This is a genomic window from Bradyrhizobium sp. JYMT SZCCT0428, assembly GCF_018131075.1.
Lineage (GTDB): Bacteria > Pseudomonadota > Alphaproteobacteria > Rhizobiales > Xanthobacteraceae > Bradyrhizobium.
In genome coordinates this window covers 17239-32631 of record NZ_JAFCLS010000007.1, presented here as the reverse complement: position 1 = coordinate 32631, position 15393 = coordinate 17239, and the positions used below count along the sequence as shown (strand labels likewise).

At 63.2% G+C, this 15393-nt stretch carries 21 protein-coding genes; 16 read left to right on the top strand and 5 right to left on the bottom strand.

Annotated features, from left to right (window positions below; all coding sequences use genetic code 11):
• Positions 1 to 89: 89 nt before the first annotated feature.
• Positions 90 to 431 (bottom strand): hypothetical protein, encoded by a 342-nt coding sequence (locus tag JQ575_RS09030; RefSeq protein WP_212032870.1) that lies wholly within the window; start codon positions 429 to 431, stop codon positions 90 to 92.
• Between the two features lie 101 nt (positions 432 to 532).
• On the opposite strand from JQ575_RS09030, the gene JQ575_RS09025 reads away from it, so the two are divergent.
• From JQ575_RS09025 to JQ575_RS08955, 15 genes are all read left to right on the top strand, one after another.
• Positions 533 to 865, top strand: coding sequence for a helix-turn-helix domain-containing protein (locus JQ575_RS09025; RefSeq protein ID WP_212032869.1), 333 nt, complete (start codon positions 533 to 535; stop codon positions 863 to 865).
• 2 nt (positions 866 to 867) lie between these two features.
• A complete protein-coding gene (locus JQ575_RS09020) occupies positions 868 to 1305 on the top strand; it encodes a hypothetical protein (protein WP_212032868.1) in 438 nt (145 codons plus the stop codon).
• Between the two features lie 40 nt (positions 1306 to 1345).
• Positions 1346 to 3223: a M3 family oligoendopeptidase gene (locus tag JQ575_RS09015; RefSeq protein WP_212032867.1), complete on the top strand. Its 1878-nt coding sequence runs from the start codon at positions 1346 to 1348 to the stop codon at positions 3221 to 3223.
• Positions 3224 to 3297: 74 nt separating this feature from the next.
• On the top strand, positions 3298 to 3726 hold the full coding sequence (locus JQ575_RS09010; protein WP_212032866.1) for an intradiol ring-cleavage dioxygenase: 429 nt from the start codon (positions 3298 to 3300) through the stop codon (positions 3724 to 3726).
• Entirely contained in the window at positions 3723 to 3884 is a 162-nt protein-coding gene (locus tag JQ575_RS09005) for a hypothetical protein (RefSeq protein WP_212032865.1), read from the top strand. Before JQ575_RS09010 ends, JQ575_RS09005 begins: the two co-directional genes overlap by 4 nt.
• 103 nt (positions 3885 to 3987) lie before the next feature.
• Positions 3988 to 4269, top strand: coding sequence for an AbrB/MazE/SpoVT family DNA-binding domain-containing protein (locus JQ575_RS09000; protein WP_212032864.1), 282 nt, complete (start codon positions 3988 to 3990; stop codon positions 4267 to 4269).
• Positions 4266 to 4652, top strand: a complete 387-nt coding sequence (locus JQ575_RS08995) for a type II toxin-antitoxin system death-on-curing family toxin (RefSeq protein WP_212032863.1) — start codon at positions 4266 to 4268, stop codon at positions 4650 to 4652. Before JQ575_RS09000 ends, JQ575_RS08995 begins: the two co-directional genes overlap by 4 nt.
• Positions 4653 to 4732: 80 nt before the next feature.
• Complete coding sequence (locus JQ575_RS08990) at positions 4733 to 4885, top strand: aa3-type cytochrome c oxidase subunit IV (protein ID WP_212032862.1); 153 nt, start codon at positions 4733 to 4735, stop codon at positions 4883 to 4885.
• Positions 4886 to 5021: 136 nt separating this feature from the next.
• The gene (locus JQ575_RS08985) at positions 5022 to 6146 is read left to right on the top strand and encodes a Re/Si-specific NAD(P)(+) transhydrogenase subunit alpha (protein WP_212032861.1); all 1125 of its coding nucleotides are present in this window, start codon (positions 5022 to 5024) and stop codon (positions 6144 to 6146) included.
• 19 nt (positions 6147 to 6165) lie between these two features.
• A complete protein-coding gene (locus JQ575_RS08980) occupies positions 6166 to 6483 on the top strand; it encodes a proton-translocating transhydrogenase family protein (protein ID WP_009398926.1) in 318 nt (105 codons plus the stop codon).
• 43 nt (positions 6484 to 6526) lie between these two features.
• Positions 6527 to 7924, top strand: a complete 1398-nt coding sequence (locus JQ575_RS08975; RefSeq protein ID WP_192736793.1) for an NAD(P)(+) transhydrogenase (Re/Si-specific) subunit beta — start codon at positions 6527 to 6529, stop codon at positions 7922 to 7924.
• 18 nt (positions 7925 to 7942) lie between these two features.
• Positions 7943 to 8749, top strand: coding sequence for an alpha/beta hydrolase (locus JQ575_RS08970; protein ID WP_212032860.1), 807 nt, complete (start codon positions 7943 to 7945; stop codon positions 8747 to 8749).
• 57 nt (positions 8750 to 8806) lie between these two features.
• The gene (locus JQ575_RS08965; RefSeq protein ID WP_212032859.1) at positions 8807 to 9904 is read left to right on the top strand and encodes a calcium:proton antiporter; all 1098 of its coding nucleotides are present in this window, start codon (positions 8807 to 8809) and stop codon (positions 9902 to 9904) included.
• A 31-nt stretch (positions 9905 to 9935) separates the two neighbouring features.
• Entirely contained in the window at positions 9936 to 10220 is a 285-nt protein-coding gene (locus tag JQ575_RS08960; protein WP_192736790.1) for a cupin domain-containing protein, read from the top strand.
• Between the two features lie 230 nt (positions 10221 to 10450).
• Positions 10451 to 11440 (top strand): hypothetical protein, encoded by a 990-nt coding sequence (locus tag JQ575_RS08955; RefSeq protein ID WP_312015909.1) that lies wholly within the window; start codon positions 10451 to 10453, stop codon positions 11438 to 11440.
• Between the two features lie 87 nt (positions 11441 to 11527).
• Here the strand turns inward: JQ575_RS08955 and JQ575_RS08950 are convergent, their stop codons facing one another.
• Together JQ575_RS08950 and rpsU are read right to left on the bottom strand one after the other, a co-directional pair.
• The gene (locus tag JQ575_RS08950; RefSeq protein WP_312015914.1) at positions 11528 to 12088 is read right to left on the bottom strand and encodes a tetratricopeptide repeat protein; all 561 of its coding nucleotides are present in this window, start codon (positions 12086 to 12088) and stop codon (positions 11528 to 11530) included.
• A gap of 267 nt (positions 12089 to 12355) precedes the next feature.
• A complete protein-coding gene (gene rpsU, locus JQ575_RS08945) occupies positions 12356 to 12664 on the bottom strand; it encodes a 30S ribosomal protein S21 (protein WP_192736788.1) in 309 nt (102 codons plus the stop codon).
• A 262-nt stretch (positions 12665 to 12926) separates the two neighbouring features.
• On the opposite strand from rpsU, the gene aqpZ reads away from it, so the two are divergent.
• Positions 12927 to 13649, top strand: coding sequence for an aquaporin Z (gene aqpZ / locus JQ575_RS08940; protein ID WP_212032857.1), 723 nt, complete (start codon positions 12927 to 12929; stop codon positions 13647 to 13649).
• Between the two features lie 43 nt (positions 13650 to 13692).
• Here the strand turns inward: aqpZ and JQ575_RS08935 are convergent, their stop codons facing one another.
• Positions 13693 to 14793, bottom strand: coding sequence for a 5-(carboxyamino)imidazole ribonucleotide synthase (locus tag JQ575_RS08935; RefSeq protein WP_192736786.1), 1101 nt, complete (start codon positions 14791 to 14793; stop codon positions 13693 to 13695).
• Positions 14790 to 15278 (bottom strand): 5-(carboxyamino)imidazole ribonucleotide mutase, encoded by a 489-nt coding sequence (purE, locus tag JQ575_RS08930; RefSeq protein ID WP_212032856.1) that lies wholly within the window; start codon positions 15276 to 15278, stop codon positions 14790 to 14792. Before purE ends, JQ575_RS08935 begins: the two co-directional genes overlap by 4 nt.
• Between the last annotated feature and the right edge of the window lie 115 nt (positions 15279 to 15393).

The following is a 15393-nucleotide window of genomic DNA, read 5'->3' as shown; positions in this document are numbered from 1 at the left end:
GCAGTTCGCTTGAACTGCCAGAGGGGCCCGGGCTTGGACGTGCACAGTCAAAAAAGACGAAAGGTCGATCTGCGGAAAAACTGCTCCCGCTACTCAGGTTGGTCCGAAAGGGCGAAAAGCCTGATCATCTGGTCCGGCTCGATCAGAACGGACAGCACGACGCCGATGAAAGTCAGGCTGCCGGCGAGGTCGAACCACATGGTCCGGAACCGGTCGCGCCGGCACAGCAGCGCGAAGCCGGCCGTCGTCGCGCCGATCGCAAACAGCAGGGTGACAATCGCGGGCGTCAGCGCATCAACAGGCACGAGGTTGCGGATTCCGAGCGTCGCGATCAGCGCCACCAGCAGGATGCCGGCCATCAGTTCCTTGCCGCGGGTGGCGTTTTCCTGGCCCTTGGTCCGCACAATCTGACTGCGATCTGCGATAGCCATGGATTATTGTCCTCCCAAAGATTCTCCAACTGAGGGAAACCGCGAGATTGTGGTAGGGAACATTGGCTGTTCCGGAATTCAATCTAGGTAGTTTAGTAATCATGAAACGAGCAAAACATCAAGATGTTTTCGCTGGACAGCTGCCGGGCAAGGTCGCCACGGAAGCCCGGCAATTGCGGAAACAGGCTGGGGATTGGCTCAAGCTGCGCAGGGCCGATGCCGGATTGTCGCAGGCTGATCTCGCCGCGCGGCTCGGTCTCAAATATTATACGTTCATCTCACAGGTCGAGAACGGGTTTAGCCGCGTTCCAACTGAGATTATGGGCGCGTGGGCCAGCGAGTTGGGTCTTGAACAGGCGGCGTTCGCTAGGCATCTATTAATGTACTACGAGCCGGAATTGCACCGGCTGCTGTTCGGAGCGGAAAGCAAATGAGCGTGGTTGCGTTCGAGCGCACACAGGAAACCGGCATCTGGAGCGAACGGGAACTCAATATAATCTGCGCGGCATTGCAGGCTGCGCTCGCGCCATCAACCGGCCGCGAATGGGAAACCGGCATCACCGAAAAAGGCGATGCCCAGTTCTATCTGTTGGGCGCGCTTCCGGATCAGGCTTGCGAGCTGTGTGTGTCCCGGATCGGGGGGCGTTATATCCTGGAGGACGGGTCGGGCCGGCTGCTGTTCGAGCATCGAAACCTCGATATCGTCGCGCTGCATGCGAGGGCGGCGGTCCCGTCCACGTCGTGGCTGATGGTCAAGGCGATCACGCTGTGGTGTGCGATTCGGAGCGCCATTCACGAAAAACTCGAGCCGATGATCGCGGAGACCGAAGAGCTGCTGGTGCAGCTCGCGCCGCAGCTGGCAGCGTTCGCCTGATCGCCTCGTCAAAAATCATCACGCCAATCTGAAAGTGTTCATGAACGCGAAATCTGCGACATCCCGCGCCAGCAAGACGTCCCGCAAAACCGCAATCAGCAAGGGAACTGCCGTCAGCAAGGCCACCGCAGCCAAATCGAAGACCGGCAAATTGCCGGAATGGAATCTGGCCGACCTCTATTCCGGCATCGACGCCCCCGAAGTTGCGCGTGACTTGCAGGAGATGGATGCCGAGTGCATCGCGTTCGAGACGGACTACAAGGGCAAGCTGGCCGAAAACGTTGCAAAGGATAATGGCGGGCAGTGGCTCGCCGCAGCGGTCAAGCGCTACGAGGCGATCGACGACCTCGCCGGCCGCCTTGGCTCCTATGCCGGTCTTGTCCACGCCGGCGACAGCGTCGATCCCGCGATCACGAAATTCTACGGCGACGTTTCGGAGCGGCTAACGGTCGCATCGGTGCATCTGCTGTTCTTCGGGCTCGAACTCAACCGCGTGGACGATGCCGTGATTGAGCGCGCGTTGCTGACGCCCGAACTCGCCTACTATCGCCCGTGGATCGAGGATCTGCGCAAGGACAAGCCCTATCAGCTCGAGGATCGCGTCGAGCAGTTGTTTCACGAAAAATCCCAGAGCGGTTATGCCGCCTGGAACCGGCTGTTCGACCAGACCATCTCCGGCCTGCGCTTCAAGGTCGGTGGAAAGGAGCTGGCGATCGAGCCGACGCTCAATTTCCTGCAGGACCGCGCGCCGGAAAAGCGCAAGGCCGCGGGGCAGGCGCTGGCGAAAACCTTCAAGGAGAATGAGCGGACCTTTGCGCTCGTCACCAACACGCTCGCCAAGGACAAGGAGATTTCCGATCGCTGGCGCGGCTTTGCCGATGTCGCGGATTCCCGGCATCTCAACAACCGAGTCGAGCGCGAGGTGGTCGATGCGCTGGTCGGATCGGTCAGGTCGGCCTATCCGCGGCTGTCGCATCGTTATTACGCGCTCAAGGCCGGCTGGTTCAAAAAGAAGAAGCTGGCGCATTGGGATCGCAACGCGCCGCTGCCGTTCGCGGCGACCGGCACGATCGCCTGGCCCGACGCCCGCAACATGGTGCTGACGGCCTATCGCGGCTTCTCGGTCGAGATGGCCGACATCGCCGAGCGCTTCTTCACCGACCGCTGGATCGACGCGCCGGTGCGGCCGGGCAAGGCGCCCGGTGCGTTCTCGCATCCGACCACGCCGTCGGCGCATCCCTATGTGCTGATGAACTATCAGGGCAAACCGCGCGACGTGATGACGCTGGCGCATGAGCTCGGCCACGGCGTGCACCAGGTGCTGGCCGCCAAAAACGGTGCGCTGATGGCGCCGACGCCGCTGACGCTCGCCGAAACCGCCAGCGTGTTCGGCGAAATGCTGACCTTCAAGCGGCTGCTCGGACAGACCAAGAATGCGAAACAGCGCCAGGCGCTGCTCGCCGGCAAGGTCGAGGACATGATCAACACCGTGGTGCGGCAGGTCGCGTTCTATTCGTTCGAGCGCGCCATCCACACCGAGCGCAAGAACGGCGAATTGACCGCCCAGCGCATCGGCGAGATCTGGCTCAGCGTGCAGGGTGAAAGCCTCGGGCCGGCCATCGACATCCGTCCGGGCTACGAGAATTTCTGGATGTACATCCCGCACTTCATCCATTCGCCGTTCTACGTCTACGCCTATGCGTTCGGCGATTGCCTGGTGAACTCGCTTTATGCGGTTTACGAGAACGCCTCCGACGGTTTTGCCGAGCGCTACCTTGCGATGCTGGCGGCCGGCGGCACCAAGCATTATTCCGAACTGCTCAAGCCGTTCGGGCTCGATGCCAAGGATCCCAGGTTCTGGGACGGCGGGCTGTCGGTCATATCAGGCATGATCGACGAACTGGAAACGATGGGCTGACGCACGCGGCGCGGCGACAAACTTCGGCCGTCGTCGCATCCCATCATGACGGCGACGTCAGGAGTGGAGCGCTCATGGTCGACACGCCGACACGACGCGCAGTGCTTGGAGCGGGCGCCCTGGTTGCCGGTTCGCTGTTCGGGATCGAAAGCAGTGTTGCCCAGGCGCAGCTTCCGCCCACGCCCGCCTGCCGCGACGGCGAGGCGGCCACCCTGGCACAGACCGAAGGGCCGTACTTCAAGCCGTCCTCGCCCGAGCGGATCGAACTGTTTGAAGAGGGGATGGCGGGGCAGCCGATCGAACTGGTCGGGTTTGTCCTTTCCCGCAACTGCAAGCCGATCTCTGGCGCCTTGCTGGATTTCTGGCAGGCCGACGGCAGGGGCCAGTATGACAATTCCGGCTTCCGGCTGCGCGGTCATCAATTCACCGATGCGGAAGGGCGCTATCGATTGCGCAGCGTCGTGCCCGGCGTTTATCCCGGCCGCACCCGCCACATTCATTGAAGGTGCAGCCGCGCGGCGGCCGCGTGCTGACCACCCAGCTCTATTTCCCCGGCGAATCGCAAAACCGTTCCGACGGCTTGTTCCGCAAGGCGTTGCTGGTGCGGACCGCCAAGAACGCCGGATGGCTCGCCGGGCGGTTCGACTTCGTGGTCGGCTAGGACTCAGAGTTCACGTGAGAGAGATGCCCCTAGAGTGGCGTAATACATCTGTTGAACGGTCAGAAAAAGTATGTTATACATTCTGTATAACGGAGCCTTTGCCATGACCAAGACCCCCCGCGGCCTCAACGAAGCCCCCAGCGAGTACAAGTCTGCGGACACTGTTCTCCAAGTTCGGAAGATCGGCAATTCGGTGGGTGTGATCCTGCCGAAAGAGCTGCTGGCACGGCTCAATCTCAAGGAAGGCGACAAGCTGTTTCCGATCGAGCAGCCTGGCGGCGGCCTGATTCTCACCCCGCACGACCCGGATTTCGAGAAAGCGATGGCAGTCGCCCGGCGTGGCATGAAGCGTTATCATAACGCGCTGGCCGAGCTTGCCAAATGACCGAGCCGTTCTGGCTCACCCGCCAGATGGTTGTTGCGATCCACGACGAGCAACTTACGATCCACGGTGGCGCAAGCGGATTGCGCGACCAGGGCATGCTGGAATCAGCGCTCGACCGGCCGAAAAATCGATGGTCATACGAGCGGGCTGAGCTGGCCGAATTGGCGGCAGCCTATGCCTTTGGCATCGCGCGCAATCATCCGTTCGTCGACGGCAATAAGCGTACGTCGCTGCTGGCGCTCTATACCTTTCTCGGTGTCAACGGCATCGACTTTATTGTGCCGGAGGCGGAGGCGGCAGCCATCATCCTGTCCCTGGCCGCGGGCGAGGTCAGCGAGGAAAGCCTGACCCGCTGGATTCGGGATAATTGGCCTTCCGAGTGACCCGATAGGCTTTGTCCCGTTGCCCTGCTGGCGGCTTTGCGGTAATTGCACGCCAGATCGTGGATTGACTGGGGATACCGATGGCAGACCATAGCGAAGTGGCCTACACGACCGCTGACGGCAACGATTATCCGGCCCATGAGCAGACCTATGAAGGGTTCATCATGCTGGTCAAATACGGCACCGTGGCCGTTGTCGTGATCGTCGCCCTGATGGGCTACTTCCTGACCTGATGCGTTGCCGGCTGCACCGCCCGGGCGGCGGTGACCAGAAAAATTTGCACGTTGCCCGGTTATGAAACCGGTATCCAACTAAGCGGAAATAACGCTAGTTTGCTTGCGCGCGCGCCCTCGCGCCGCCGGAGGCCCCATGAAGATTGCCGTTGCCAAGGAAATCGATCCGTCCGAACCGCGGGTGGCTGCTTCCCCCGACACCGTGAAGAAGTTCAAGGCGATCGGTGCGGAAGTGGTGGTGGAGCCGGGAGCAGGCATCAAGTCGGGCCTGCCGGATTCCGAATATACCGCGGCCGGCGCCACCATCAGCGCGGACGCGCTGAAGGATGCCGACATCATCATCAAGGTGAAGCGGCCGGAGGCCTCTGAACTCGGCCAATACAAGCGCGGCGCGCTGGTCATCGCCATCATGGACCCCTACGGCAACGAGGCGGCGCTCAAGATCATCGCCGACTCCGGCGTATCGGCCTTCGCGATGGAATTGATGCCGCGCATCACCCGCGCGCAGGTGATGGACGTGTTGTCGTCGCAGGCCAACCTCGCCGGCTACCGCGCGGTGATCGAGGCCGCCGAGGCGTTCGGCCGCGCTTTCCCCATGATGATGACCGCAGCGGGCACGGTTCCCGCGGCAAAAGTGTTCGTGATGGGCGTCGGCGTCGCCGGCCTGCAGGCGATCGCGACCGCGCGACGGCTTGGCGCCGTCGTCACAGCGACCGACGTGCGGCCCGCCACCAAGGAGCAGGTCGAAAGTCTTGGCGCCAAATTCCTCGCGGTCGAGGATGAGGAGTTCAAGAACGCCCAGACCGCCGGCGGCTATGCCAAGGAAATGTCGAAAGAGTATCAGGCCAAGCAGGCCGCGCTGACCGCTGAGCACATCAAGAAGCAGGACATTATCATCACGACCGCGCTGATCCCGGGTCGCCCGGCGCCGAAGCTTGTCAGCGCCGACATGGTCAGATCGATGAAGCCCGGCTCGGTCCTGATCGATCTGGCGATTGAGCGCGGCGGCAATGTCGAGGGCGCCAGGGCGGGCGAAATCGTCGATGCCGATGGCGTCAAGATCGTCGGCTACACCAATGTCGCGGGCCGCGTCGCGCAGTCCGCCTCGAGCCTGTACGCCCGCAACCTGTTTTCCTTCATCGAGACCATGATCGACAAGCCGAACAAGGCGCTCGCGGTCAATTGGGAAGACGAACTGGTCAAGGCCACGGCGCTGACCAGAGACGGCGCCGTCATCCATCCGAACTTCCAGCCTAAATAGCCAGCCCAGGAGAGCCGCCATGGATCATATTGCACAGGCCGTCGATCCCTTCGTGTTCCGGCTGTCGATCTTCGTCCTTGCCGTTTTCGTCGGCTACTTCGTGGTCTGGTCGGTGACCCCCGCGCTGCATACGCCGCTGATGTCGGTGACGAACGCGATCTCGTCGGTGATCGTGGTCGGCGCGCTGCTCGCGGTCGGCGTTCCAATGATCTCGAGCGGCTCAGGCTGGGCGCGCGGCTTCGGCTTCATCGCGCTGATCTTCGCTTGCGTGAATATCTTCGGCGGCTTCCTTGTCACCCAGCGCATGCTGGCGATGTACAAGAAGAAGGTAAAGTGAGCGGCGTGCACCTCGGGGTGGCGAAGACAATAGGGGACCTGAGATGAACGCCAATCTGGCTGCATTATTGTATCTCGTGGCGGGTGTGCTGTTCATCCTGTCACTGCGCGGCTTGTCCAGTCCGGCATCGTCCCGCCAGGGCAATCTGTTCGGCATGGTCGGCATGGCGATCGCGGTCGCGACCACGCTCGCCAGTCATCCGCCGGCGGACGGCCTCGCCTGGGTGCTGGTGATCCTCGGCATCGCCATCGGCGGCGGCATCGGTGCGGTGATCGCGCGGCGGGTGCCGATGACCTCGATGCCGGAACTGGTCGCCGCCTTCCACTCGCTGGTCGGTATGGCCGCGGTGCTGGTGGCCGCCGGCGCGTTCTACGCGCCCGAAGCGTTCGACATCGGCAAGCCCGGGCAGATCCACGCCGCGAGCCTGATCGAAATGTCGCTCGGCGTCGCGATCGGTGCGCTGACCTTCACCGGCTCCGTGATCGCGTTCCTGAAGCTGTCCGGCCGCATGAGCGGCGCGCCGATCATCCTGCCGGCGCGCCACATCATCAACATCGCGCTGGCTCTGGCGCTGGTGTTCTTCATCTTCGGCCTGGTGCGGTCCGGCAGCGCGCTCGACTTCTGGCTGATTACGATCATCGCGCTGGTGCTCGGCGTGCTCATGATCATTCCGATCGGCGGCGCCGACATGCCGGTCGTGATCTCGATGCTGAACTCCTATTCCGGCTGGGCCGCGGCCGGCATCGGCTTCACGCTCGGCAATTCCGCGCTGATCATCACCGGCGCGCTGGTCGGCTCGTCGGGCGCGATCCTGTCCTACATCATGTGCCACGCGATGAACCGTTCCTTCATCTCGGTCATTCTCGGCGGCTTCGGCGGCGAGACCGCGGCGGCCGGCGGTGGCGGTGGCGAGCAGAAGCCCGCCAAACTCGGCTCCGCCGACGACGCGGCCTTCATCATGAAGAACGCGCAGAAGGTGATCATCGTGCCCGGCTACGGCATGGCGGTGGCGCAGGCCCAGCATGCGCTGCGCGAAATGGGCGATCTGCTGAAGAAGGAAGGCGTCGAGGTGAAGTACGCCATCCACCCGGTCGCGGGCCGCATGCCCGGCCACATGAACGTGCTGCTGGCCGAAGCCAACGTGCCCTATGACGAGGTGTTCGAACTCGAGGATATCAACTCCGAATTCGCCCAGGCCGACATCGCCTTCGTGATCGGCGCCAACGACGTCACCAATCCGGCGGCCGAGGACGACAAGACCTCGCCGATCTACGGCATGCCGGTGCTGCAGGTCTGGAAGGCCGGAACCGTGATGTTCATCAAGCGCTCGCTGGCGTCGGGCTATGCCGGCATCGATAATCCCTTGTTCTATCGCGACAACACCATGATGCTGCTCGGCGACGCCAAGAAGGTCACCGAGAACATCGTCAAGGGGATGTAACTCCGATCACGGGAAGTCATGACCGTCCTGAAATGGCTGCTGATTGTCGTTTCGGTCGGTTATGCCTGCGGGCTTGCCGCGCTTTTCTTCTTGCAGCGCTCGTTCCTGTTTCCGATTCCCACCACCGAGCGCATCTCGCCGCAGGCGGCCGGTTTTCCGGAAGCCGAAGAGCATGTGCTGGCCACCGCGGACGGTGAGAAGGTCATCGCCTGGCACGTTCCGGCCAGGCCCGGCCGTCCCGTCATTCTCTATTTCCACGGCAACGGCGATTTCCTCGCCGGCTTCTTCGGCCGCTTTCGTGAGCTGATTGCCGACGGTACCGGTGTCGTCGCGATGTCCTATCGCGGCTATGCCGGCTCGAGCGGACACCCGAGCGAGCGCGGCTTGCTGCAGGATGCGGCCGCGGCCTATGCCTTCACGGCGGCGCGATACAGCGCGGACAAGATCGTGGCTTGGGGTTTTTCGCTCGGCACCGGCGTCGCGGTGGCGCTGGCGGCGGAGCATCCGATCGGCAAGATCATTTTGGAGGCACCCTATACATCGCTTGCCGACGTTGGCGCTGCCGCATTTCCGATCTTCCCCGTTCGTTGGGCGATCAAAGATCCATTCCATTCCGACCGGCGCATCGCCGGGGTGAAGGCCCCGATGCTGATCCTGCACGGCGCGCGAGATCCCACCATATCGATCCGATTTGGCGAGCGTCTGTTTGCGCTTGCGCACGAGCCCAAGACGTTCGTCAGGTTCCCTGACGGCGGCCACAACGATCTCGATGCATACGGCGCGGCGGCAGCAGCGCGAAAATTCATCAATGCCGCAAAAGGCTGACGGCGGTGATTGTTTACTGCATAGTCGGACGGCAATGATTTCAAGGATTTTGATCGCATGAGCGCGCACGGCCCGATGCCGAAATCGTCGTGGATTTTCCCCGCCTTGGCGATGGCGCTGTTCGTGGTCGCCACCGCGCTCGGGCTGACGTTCACACCGACGGCCGGCGGGTTGCTGTTTGCGGCGCTGCTGCTGGCGATCCTGTTTGGCACGGTGTTTGCCGCCGTGCATCACGCGGAGGTGATCGCGGAACGGATCGGCGAGCCCTACGGCACGCTGTTGTTGACGCTGGCGGTCACCATCATCGAGGTCGCGCTGATTGCGACCATCATGCTCGGCGAAAAGCCGGTGCCGGCGCTGGCGCGCGACACGGTGTTTGCGGTGGTGATGATCGTGTGCAACGGCCTCGTCGGCATCTGCATCTTCATCGGCGGGCTGCGCTATCGCGAGCAGGATTTTCAGGTCTCCGGGGCCAACCTGTATCTCAGCGTGCTGTTCGTGATGGCGACCATCACGCTGATCATGCCCAACTACACGTTGACGGCGCCGGGGCCGTTCTATTCGGCCGCCCAGCTCGGCTTTGTCAGCGTCGTCACACTCGTACTTTATTGCGTTTTTCTTTATACCCAGACCATCCGGCATCGCGATTATTTCATCAACGATGCCACAGGCGATGCGGCGGACGGATCGCTGCTGTCGAACCGGATGCTGGCGCTGAGCATCGCGCTGCTGCTGGTCTCGCTGCTGGCGGTGGTGCTGCTGGCCAAGAAATTCTCAGCTGTGGTCGATATCGCGATTGCCAGCATCGGCGCGCCGCCGGCCTTCGCGGGCGTGCTGGTGGCGTTGCTGATCCTGCTGCCGGAAAGCGTCGCCGCCATTTCTGCCGCCCGCAAGAACGACCTGCAGAAAAGCATCAATCTGGCGCTCGGCTCGTCGCTGGCGACCATCGGGCTGACGATTCCCGCCGTCGCCGTCGCCGCTTACACGCTCGACAAGCAATTGGTGCTTGGGCTCAATACGCAGGAGATGGTGCTGCTGGTGCTGACCTTCGTCCTCAGCATGCTCACCTTCGGCACCGGTCGCACCAATATCCTGTTCGGGCTGGTCCACATGGTGGTGTTCGCCGTATTCCTGTTCATGGTATTCGTGCCGTAGTTCCCTTGTCGTTCCCTGGAGTTCATCCAAAATGCTCAGCGCCACGTCAGACGTTCAGGTCGACACCCCGGAAGTTCGCGTCACCGAGTGGCGGCTGGCGCCGGGCAGCGCCACCGGCCACCACACCCACGGGATGGACTACGTCATCGTGCCGGTGACATCGGGCGAAATGACCATCGTGGCGCCGAACGGCGAACGCTCGAAGGCGCAGCTCGCCGTCGGTAAATCCTATTTCCGAAAGGCGGGCGTCGAGCACGACGTGCTCAACGAAACGGCAACCGAGATCGTGTTCCTGGAGGTCGAGCTGAAGCCCTGACCGTCCGTTATCGGCAGCACCGCAACCGACCCATTTCGGCCGCAGGTCCTGACAAGCCGTTAATAGTGCGGCTCCCGGAACGTCCCGCAACAAGGGCCCGGTGGGGTCGCCTTAGAGCGGTAGAAACGGAACCTCATGAGGATCTGCACAATTGCCACCGATCCGTCTTAGTTGATCCCTCAATATGCCCAGAAGTTCCCCCATCAAATTGGCCGCGGGGAGTGGCCGGCATGCTGAAGAAGTATATTTCGAAATTCACGATCGACATCCTGCCTTCGGTGGCAGCGACCGTCATCGGGGCTTACATCGTCAACCATTACATCGTCACCAGGCCGGGCGCGGACGCCCCTGTCGCCGCCGCCGTATCGGCTGCCGACCCCAAAGCTCCAGCCAAGGCCACTGATACCAAGGCCACTGAAACCGGCAACCCGCCGACGGCGGGCGTCAGGGCCAAGGGCATTTCCGAAAAAGCTCTCCTCGAGAAGACCGCGGCCGAACGGCCGGCGGTGGTCGAGAAGGTTGAAGCCAAAGCTGATGTGAAGGCGGACGTGAAGCCTGATGTAAAGGCTGACGCGAAGCCCGCCGACGTGCCGGCCGAGACCGCAAGCGTTCCGGTTGAACCGCGCGCCACCCGCGCCGCGCCGCGCGAACGCGAAAAGGAAAAGATCAGGGTCGTGCTGCCGTCACCGGTGCAGCCCGTGGCGCCGGCCGTCGCGGCCGCGCCGCCGGCACCTGTTGCCGCGCCGCCGGTCGAAACCGCTGTTGTGCCGGATGACCGCCGCGACGCCAACGACCTCGCGCGCGCTGCAATCGAGCGTCTGCGGGTCAACAATGATGGTTCGCCGCGTGCAGGCGAAGTGGTGCGCACCCCCGAAGCTCAGCGAGTCGAGACTCCGCGGATCGAGACCCCGCGGATCGAGATGCCACGAAGCGAGACGCCGCGGGTCGCGGCCGCGCCGGCGCTTCGCCCGTTGCCGCCGCCGATCTCGGTCTCGACGCCTTCAGGAGGGGAGACCTTCGATCAGGGCAGGCCGCCTTACGCGGCCAATGCGTCTGTCGATCCGCGCCGTCCGACGCCGCCGGCCGAAATCCCGGTTTCGCGCCCGCTTGATTTGCGGGCCGATGTGCCGGAGCCGTCGGTGCGCGAGCGCAGCACGGCTGTAGCCGAAGACGTACTGTCGACGGCGAAGTCGTTGTTCCACGCGGTCCTGCCGAAATAATCCTTAAGATCGTGTCTTCTCGTGCCCCGGACGCAGGCCGCGACCGGGGCTTCTACTTTGCATGGGGTTGTTTTCGCGATTTTGCGTCTACCCGCCGGTGCGGGCCAGGCCGCTGCGTGCGGCTTCGTCCTTGGGGCGGATTGCAATGGCACGGCCATAGGAAGCGGCCGCCTTGGCCTTGTCGCCAAGCCGTTCATAGGCCTGCCCGCGGGCTGACCACGCCGGTGCGCTGTTGGGATCGGCCTGCACCGCCTCGTCGAGGTCGGCGGCGGCTTCCTTGGCCTTGTCGATCGCGAGATAGCTTGTTGCGCGGCCGAGCAACGGTTCGACCTTTTGCGGCGTCAGGCCGTTGGCGGCGGTGAAATCCTCGATCGCCTGCTGGTACTGTTTCTCTCCTTGATAGATCAGGCCGCGGCCGTAGAGCGCCTGGACGTTGTACGGATCGAGTGCGAGGGCGCGATCGAATTCCGCCAGCGCCTCTTCGTTCTTGCCGGACTTGGCGAGCACCTGGCCGCGGGTGGCATAGCCTTGCGAGTCGCTGACGCTACGCGCGCTGATATTGTCGGTCGGTTTCTGCGCCACGGGCTGCGGCTTTGGGCCGTCCGCACCCCACGATCCCAGATCGAACGAGCAGCCCCCAAGCGGCATCGTCAACAGCGCAGCAAGTACGGCCGTACGGCGCACGCCACGAGAAAACGAACGGGAGGCCGGAATGGCCTTATGGCGGAATGCTCGCGCGTTCATGGCGCATAGGTAGCCCGGCACGCCGTAAAATGCATCGGTCAAAATAGCCGCAACCGGCGGAGCGAACCCGTCAGGCCCTCGGATCGACAAACAAAAAACCCAAAGAAAAAACCCAAAGAAAAAAAGCGCAGGCCGAGGCCCGCGCTTTCCAATTCAAATCTGCTCGGTCGTTCAGCGCGGTCCGCGCGGACCTGCACCGGGGCCGCCACGACCGCCACCGGGACCACCACGGTCGCCACCGGGGCCAGCACCGAACACCGGCTTCGGCTTCATCGGCAGCAGGCCTTCGCGCTGCAGCTTCTTGCGAGCCAGCTTGCGCGCGCGGCGCACGGCTTCGGCCTTTTCACGGGCCTTCTTCTCGGAGGGCTTTTCGTAATGGCCGCGGAGCTTCATCTCGCGGAAGATACCCTCGCGCTGCATCTTCTTCTTCAGCGCCTTGAGGGCTTGATCGACATTGTTATCGCGGACGAGAACCTGCACGCGGCATCCTCTTTCAATTGATCGGATAGGAATTCTGGTAAAGCGAAGAGCTGGCGAAAGGCCTAGCCCTTAACCTGAAGGCGGGCATTTACCAGACAAAACCTGGGATGTCCACCTGTGAAGCGAACAGCCGGACCAAGTTAAGCCATGAAATGCGGCAAATCTGACGCTGTTCGGCCCTGATTTGGGAAGTTATGTGCCCAGATCGGGGCTGTTCCCGGAGTTTTCAGCAACCCGGCAGCAACAATCTGGGGAGACAACCATGGATACGAAGAAATATGCCGCCGAGGCCATCGGCACGTTCTGGCTGACATTTGCGGGATGCGGCAGCGCCGTCATCGCCGCCGCCTTTCCGCAGGTGGGTATCGGACTGGTCGGGGTGTCCTTTGCGTTCGGACTGAGCGTCGTCACCATGGCCTACGCGATCGGCCATGTATCCGGTTGCCATCTCAATCCGGCCGTCACGGTGGGGCTTGCGGCCGGCGGGCGCTTTCCAACCGGGCAAATCGCGCCCTACATCATCGCGCAGGTGATCGGCGCCGTTGCGGCGGCGGCGCTGCTTTATGTGATCGCAAGCGGCGCTGCCGGTTTCGACGTCACCAAGGGTTTTGCGTCGAATGGCTATGACGCGCATTCGCCCGGCAAATACAGCATGGTTGCCTGCTTCATCACCGAGGTGGTCATGACCATGATGTTCCTGTTCATCATCATGGGCGCGACCCATGGCAAGGCGCCGGCGGGCTTTGCACCGCTGGCGATCGGATTGGCGCTGGTCATGATCCACCTCGTCAGCATTCCCGTCACCAACACCTCGGTGAATCCGGCGCGCAGCACCGGGCCCGCGCTGTTCGTCGGCGGATGGGCGCTGGCGCAGCTCTGGCTGTTCTGGGTGGCGCCGCTGATCGGCGGCGTGCTGGGCGGGGTGATCTATCGCTGGCTCAGCGAGGAGCCCTCCGGCGTCGTCGAGGGTCGCAAGTCGGCCTAGCGCAAACCTGCGTGACGCAAGCCTGCGTGATGCGGGCTTGCGGCTATTTCTTGCGCGGCGACACTTCGGTGACGTGACCCATCTTGCGGCCCGGCTTCGGCGCGCCCTTGCCGTAAAGGTGCACGGTGGCGCCGGGAACGGTCAGCCACTGCTCGTAGCCGAGGATGTCGTCGCCGATCAGGTTCGTCATGGTGACCTCGCCATGACGGACCGGTTTGCCGAGCGGCCAACCGGCGATGGCGCGGATGTGCTGCTCGAACTGCGAGATCGAGGCGCCGTCGAGCGTCCAGTGTCCGGAATTATGCACCCGCGGCGCGATCTCGTTGACCAGCACTTTCGGCCCGCCATTCTCCGCTACCACGAACATTTCGACCGCGAGCACGCCGACATAGTTCAGCGCGGTTGCGATCTGCTCGGCGATGCCGCGTGCCTGCGCTGCCAGCGCATCCGATATCTGCGCCGGCGCGCGCGAGATTTTCAGGATGTGGTCGCGGTGCTCGTTCTCGGTGACGTCGAAACTCTCGACCTGGCCGTCGACCGAGCGCGCAGCGATCACCGAGATCTCGCGTTCGAACGGAATGAAGGCCTCGAGGATCGCCGATTTGGTGCCGAGGTCTTCCCAGACCCGGGTGAGATCGTCGCCGTCGCGGATGATCGCCTGGCCCTTGCCGTCATAGCCGAAGCGGCGGGTCTTGATCACGGCGGGCAGGCCGATCTTCTTGATCGCCGCCCGCAGGGTTTCCACCGACGACACGTCGGCATAGTCGGCGGTGCCGATACCGAGGCGCTTCACAAAATCCTTTTCGACCAGCCGGTCCTGCGTGGTCTCCAGGATCTTCTGGGCCGGCAGCACCGGACGGCGCGCCGCCAGCACCATGGCGGTGGCGGCCGGCACATTCTCGAATTCATAGGTGATGACGTTGACGTCGTTGGCGAACAGTTCGAGCGCCTCGACATCGGCATATTCCGCGCAGGTGGCGTTCAGCACCACGTCAAAGGCCGGCGAATCCGGGTCCGGTGAAAACACCTGGCAGCGGAGGCCGAGGCGCGCGGCGGCCATCGCCAGCATCCGGCCCAATTGCCCGCCGCCGAGAATTCCGATGGTGTCGCCGGGCTTCAGCTTCACATTGTTGGAAGCCGTCACGCCAAGCCCTCCGGCCGCTCTTTGACCGCATCGGTCTGCTGCTTGCGCCAGGCGGCCAGGCGCGTCGCCAGCGCCGGATCGTTCAGCGCCAATACGCTGGCGGCGAGCAGGGCGGCGTTGATCGCGCCGGCCTTGCCGATCGCAAGGGTGCCGACAGGGACGCCCGCGGGCATCTGCACGATCGAATAGAGCGAATCGAGGCCGGACAGTGCCTTGGATTCGACGGGAACGCCGAACACCGGGAGCTCGGTCAGCGCCGCCGCCATGCCCGGCAGATGCGCCGCACCCCCGGCGCCGGCGATAATGATCTTGAAGCCGGCCGCCTTGGCGCCCTTGGCGAAAGCAAACAGCCGGTCGGGTGTGCGATGGGCCGAGACGATGCGTTTTTCGCAGTCGACCCCGAGCGCCGCCAGCGTGTCGGCGGCGTGGTGCATGGTCTCCCAGTCCGACTGGCTTCCCATAATTATGGCGATCGGTGCGGTCATCTCGTCAATTCTATCGGGGAATCCAGAAACATAGGCCGATTATAGGGGCGGCCCGGGCGTCATCCAAGGCATGGCAAGGGATTAGGAATGGACTATCCTGTCTTGGTGAATCCGG